This is a genomic window from Brevibacterium sp. S22 (assembly GCF_004745485.1).
In the GTDB taxonomy this organism is placed as follows: Bacteria; Actinomycetota; Actinomycetes; order Actinomycetales; family Brevibacteriaceae; genus Brevibacterium.
In genome coordinates this window covers 1-5,479 of the sequence record NZ_RHFG01000052.1, presented here as the reverse complement: position 1 = coordinate 5,479, position 5,479 = coordinate 1, and the positions used below count along the sequence as shown (strand labels likewise).

Annotated in this window: 3 rRNA genes; all 3 read left to right on the top strand. The window is 54.7% G+C overall.

What is annotated here, in order from left to right:
- Window positions 1-105 precede the first annotated feature (105 nt).
- The 3 genes from EB835_RS20060 (at window position 106) to rrf (ending at window position 5,477) form a co-directional block, all read left to right on the top strand.
- A 16S ribosomal RNA gene (locus EB835_RS20060) occupies window positions 106-1,637 on the top strand.
- Between the two features lie 428 nt (window positions 1,638-2,065).
- Window positions 2,066-5,179, top strand: a 23S ribosomal RNA gene (locus EB835_RS20055).
- Between the two features lie 179 nt (window positions 5,180-5,358).
- A 5S ribosomal RNA gene (gene rrf, locus EB835_RS20050) occupies window positions 5,359-5,477 on the top strand.
- The 16S, 23S and 5S rRNA genes sit together here, the layout of an rRNA operon.
- Window positions 5,478-5,479 lie beyond the last annotated feature (2 nt).

Below are 5,479 nucleotides of genomic sequence, written 5' to 3'. Positions count from 1 at the left end.
CATCGTGGTGGGTGTTGTGGGTGTGTGGTCGTTTTTTTTGGTCAACCTTCTCACCCCTGTGAGGGGTTGGCTGTCTTGCTGGGATTCATACTGCAACATAATTTTTTTATGGAGAGTTTGATCCTGGCTCAGGACGAACGCTGGCTGCGTGCTTAACACATGCAAGTCGAACGCTGAAGCCGGGTGCTTGCACCTGGTGGATGAGTGGCGAACGGGTGAGTAACACGTGAGTAACCTGCCCCTGATTTCGGGATAAGCCTGGGAAACCGGGTCTAATACCGGATACGACCGGAGAAGGCATCTTCTCTGGTGGAAAGTTTTTCGATTGGGGATGGGCTCGCGGCCTATCAGTTTGTTGGTGGGGTAATGGCCTACCAAGGCGACGACGGGTAGCCGGCCTGAGAGGGCGACCGGCCACACTGGGACTGAGACACGGCCCAGACTCCTACGGGAGGCAGCAGTGGGGAATATTGCACAATGGGGGAAACCCTGATGCAGCGACGCAGCGTGCGGGATGACGGCCTTCGGGTTGTAAACCGCTTTCAGTAGGGAAGAAGCCTTTGTGGTGACGGTACCTGCAGAAGAAGTACCGGCTAACTACGTGCCAGCAGCCGCGGTAATACGTAGGGTACGAGCGTTGTCCGGAATTATTGGGCGTAAAGAGCTCGTAGGTGGTTGGTCACGTCTGCTGTGGAAACGCAACGCTTAACGTTGCGCGGGCAGTGGGTACGGGCTGACTAGAGTGCAGTAGGGGAGTCTGGAATTCCTGGTGTAGCGGTGAAATGCGCAGATATCAGGAGGAACACCGGTGGCGAAGGCGGGACTCTGGGCTGTAACTGACACTGAGGAGCGAAAGCATGGGGAGCGAACAGGATTAGATACCCTGGTAGTCCATGCCGTAAACGTTGGGCACTAGGTGTGGGGGGCATTCCACGTTCTCCGCGCCGTAGCTAACGCATTAAGTGCCCCGCCTGGGGAGTACGGTCGCAAGGCTAAAACTCAAAGGAATTGACGGGGGCCCGCACAAGCGGCGGAGCATGCGGATTAATTCGATGCAACGCGAAGAACCTTACCAAGGCTTGACATACACTGGACCGTTCTGGAAACAGTTCTTCTCTTTGGAGCTGGTGTACAGGTGGTGCATGGTTGTCGTCAGCTCGTGTCGTGAGATGTTGGGTTAAGTCCCGCAACGAGCGCAACCCTCGTTCTATGTTGCCAGCACGTGATGGTGGGAACTCATAGGAGACTGCCGGGGTCAACTCGGAGGAAGGTGGGGATGACGTCAAATCATCATGCCCTTTATGTCTTGGGCTTCACGCATGCTACAATGGCTGGTACAGAGAGAGGCGAACCCGTGAGGGTGAGCGAATCCCTTAAAGCCAGTCTCAGTTCGGATCGTAGTCTGCAATTCGACTACGTGAAGTCGGAGTCGCTAGTAATCGCAGATCAGCAACGCTGCGGTGAATACGTTCCCGGGCCTTGTACACACCGCCCGTCAAGTCACGAAAGTCGGTAACACCCGAAGCCGGTGTCCTAACCTCCTTGTGGGGAGGGGGCCGTCTAAGGTGGGACTGGTGATTGGGACTAAGTCGTAACAAGGTAGCCGTACCGGAAGGTGCGGCTGGATCACCTCCTTTCTAAGGAGCACACATAAGAACCCCAACGCGTGACCCGTCCGTGGTCATGGTTGGGAGCTCAAGGGTGGAACATCACAACACTCGCTCATCCAACCAGCATCGCCAGGGTATGTGCCTTGTGTGATGGTGTATCGGGTGGGCTAGAACAAATACGTTATTGGGTCCTGGAATCACAAACCCCAACCGGTTGGTTGGGTGTGGTTTCAACCAACAGGACCAACCCGTCCCACAAGCAGCCACAATAGGTGGTTGGTGTGTGGGTGGTGTTTGGTAGTGGTTTGAGAATCGTATAGTGGACGCGAGCATCAACAACATACACAAGTGATTGTGTGTGGTGTTATGTAATGTGATTTTTCTTGTCATCATCTATTGGGTGAATGAAACAATTATTTTTCGCGCACACACAGGCCAACCCCTTTTGGGGGGTTGGGTGAGTGTGTAAGAGCGCATGGTGGATGCCTTGGCATCAGGAGCCGATGAAGGACGTGGAAATCTGCGATAAGCCTCGGGGAGCCGATAAACGGGCGTTGATCCGAGGGTGTCCGAATGGGGAAACCCCGCCACTCGTGAGGGTGGTGACCCGTGTCTGAATATATAGGGCATGTGGGGGGAACGCGGGGAAGTGAAACATCTCAGTACCCGCAGGAAGAGAAAATAACAATGATTCCGGGAGTAGTGGCGAGCGAAACTGGATGAGCCTAAACCGTGTACGTGTCAAGCGTGCTGGTGTTGCGTGCACGGTGTTGTGGGGTGTACATGGTCTGGTCCAGCATGACTAGTCTGTGACAGTGGTTGGTGTAGTCGAACCTGGTGGGAAACAGGACCGGAGTGGGTGAGAGTCCCGTAGACGAAACATTGGCGTGTTGCAGTGTGTATGTGCCCGAGTAGCACGGGACTCGTGGAATTTCGTGTGAATCTGCCAGGACCACCTGGTAAGGCTAAATACTTCCTGATGACCGATAGCGGATAGTACCGTGAGGGAATGGTGAAAAGTACCCCGGGAGGGGAGTGAAAGAGTACCTGAAACCATGTGCTTACAATCCGTCAGAGCAGCATCTAGATGGCTGTGATGGCGTGCCTTTTGAAGAATGAGCCTGCGAGTTAGCGGTGCGTGGCGAGGTTAACCCGTGTGGGGTAGCCGTAGCGAAAGCGAGTCCGAACAGGGCGAAAGAGTCGCGTGTCCTAGACCCGAAGCGGAGTGATCTAGCCATGGGCAGGGTGAAGCGTGTGTAAGAGCGCGTGGAGGCCCGCACCCACTTCAGTTGAAAATGGAGGGGATGACCTGTGGTTAGGGGTGAAAGGCCAATCAAACTCTGTGATAGCTGGTTCTCCCCGAAATGCATTTAGGTGCAGCGTTGCGTGGTTCTTGCTGGAGGTAGAGCTACTGGATGGCTGATGGGCCCTACCGGGTTACTGACGTCAACTAAACTCCGAATGCCAGTCAAGGTTCAGCGTGGCAGTGAGACAGTGGGGGATAAGCTTCATTGTCGAGAGGGAAACAGCCCAGACCATCAACTAAGGCCCCTAAGCGTGTGCTCAGTGGGAAAGGATGTTCAGTTGCGAAGACAACCAGGAGGTTGGCTTAGAAGCAGCCATCCTTGAAAGAGTGCGTAATAGCTCACTGGTCAAGTGATTGAGCGCCGATAATGTAGCGGGGCTAAGTACACCGCCGAAGTTGTGGCAGCACCACAAACGCCGTAATGGTGTGGTGTTGGGTAGGGGAGCGTCGAGTTGCTGGTGAAGTCGCCGTGTGAACGAGTGGTGGAGGCGATTCGAGTGAGAATGCAGGCATGAGTAGCGAAAGACGGGTGAGAAACCCGTCCACCGGATGACCAAGGGTTCCAGGGCTAGGCTAATCCGCCCTGGGTAAGTCGGGACCTAAGGCGAGGCCGACAGGCGTAGTCGATGGACAACCAGTTGATATTCTGGTACCGACACACAACCGACAGTACCAAAACACACGAAACTAACCCCCAAACTCGCCCTTTTCGGCTTCGGTCGAGTTGGGATGAGCGCGGGGGGACCTGAGTGTGGAGTCGGTAAGCGTGAGGTGTGACGCAGAAAGGTAGCCAGGCCGTGCGATGGTAGTCACGGTCTAAGGTTGTAGCACGTGGGGGTAGGTAAATCCGTCCCCACAAGTGTGTGAGAGCTGATGGGCGCCCCACATTGGTGGGGTGATCTGGTGATCCTCTGCTGCCGAGAAAAGCATCGACGTGAGGGTGTGTGTTGCCCGTACCCTATAACCGACACAGGTGGTCGAGTAGAGAATACTCAGGTGATCGAGAGAATCGTGGTTAAGGAACTCGGCAAAATGCCCCCGTAACTTCGGGAGAAGGGGGACCATCCCGGTGAACAGGACTTGCTCCTGGATGTGCTGGTGGTGGTCGCAGAGGCCAGAGAGAAGCGACTGTTTATTAAAAACACAGGTCCGTGCGAAGATGTAAGTCGATGTATACGGACTGACGCCTGCCCGGTGCTGGAAGGTTAAGAGGACCCGTTAACCCTGTATGGGGTGAAGCGGAGAATTTAAGCCCCAGTAAACGGCGGTGGTAACTATAACCATCCTAAGGTAGCGAAATTCCTTGTCGGGTAAGTTCCGACCTGCACGAATGGCGTAACGACTTCTCTGCTGTCTCAACCACGAACTCGGCGAAATTGCATTACGAGTAAAGATGCTCGTTACGCGCAGCAGGACGGAAAGACCCCGAGACCTTCACTATAGTTTGGTATTGGGATTCGGTGTGGTTTGTGTAGGATAGGTGGAAGACTGGGAAGCCCTGACGCTAGTTGGGGTGGAGTCGATCGGTGAAATACCACTCTGACCATAGTGGATTCCTGAACTTCGGACCCTGATCGGGTTCAGGGACAGTGCCTGATGGGTAGTTTAACTGGGGCGGTTGCCTCCTAAAGAGTAACGGAGGCGCCCAAAGGTTCCCTCAGCCTGGTTGGCAATCAGGTGTCGAGTGTAAGTGCACAAGGGAGCTTGACTGTGAGACGGACGTGTCGAGCAGGAGCGAAAGCTGGGACTAGTGACCCGGCCATGGCTTGTGGAAGCGTGGTCGCTCAACGGATAAAAGGTACCTCGGGGATAACAGGCTGATCTTGCCCAAGAGTCCATATCGACGGCATGGTTTGGCACCTCGATGTCGGCTCGTCGCATCCTGGGGCTGGAGTCGGTCCCAAGGGTTGGGCTGTTCGCCCATTAAAGCGGTACGCGAGCTGGGTTTAGAACGTCGTGAGACAGTTCGGTCCCTATCCGCTGCGTGCGTAGGAAATTTGTGGAGGTCTGTCCTTAGTACGAGAGGACCGGGACGGACGAACCTCTGGTGTGCCAGTTGTTCCGCCAGGAGCATGGCTGGTTGGCTACGTTCGGGATGGATAACCGCTGAAAGCATCTAAGCGGGAAGCCTGCTCCGAGATGAGATTTCCATCCAACATTTGTTGGGGGAGGTGTCCTATAGATGATGGGGTTGATAGGCCGGGTATGGAAGCACTGTGAGGTGTGGAGTTGACTGGTACTAATACACCGATCACTCATCCAACTCTCTTTTTTTGGGGTTGGTGTGTGCGTGATGTTTGTTCGCCCATTTTTGTGGTGATGAGGAAAAAAAGTGTGTTGCATCCTGCTTTGTGTGGGGTGTGTGGTGTTCGCGTTCGCTGTGCGGTTCTTGGACCATTACCGCCAGACTCTTTGGGGTTTGTGGTGGTGGTTTGTTGGTTTTGCGGTGGTGATAGTGGTGGGGAAACGCCCGGTTAACCGTTCCGATCCCGGTAGCTAAGCCCATTCGCGCTGATGGTACTGCAACTTGGTGGTTGTGGGAGAGTAAGTGACTGCCGCAATA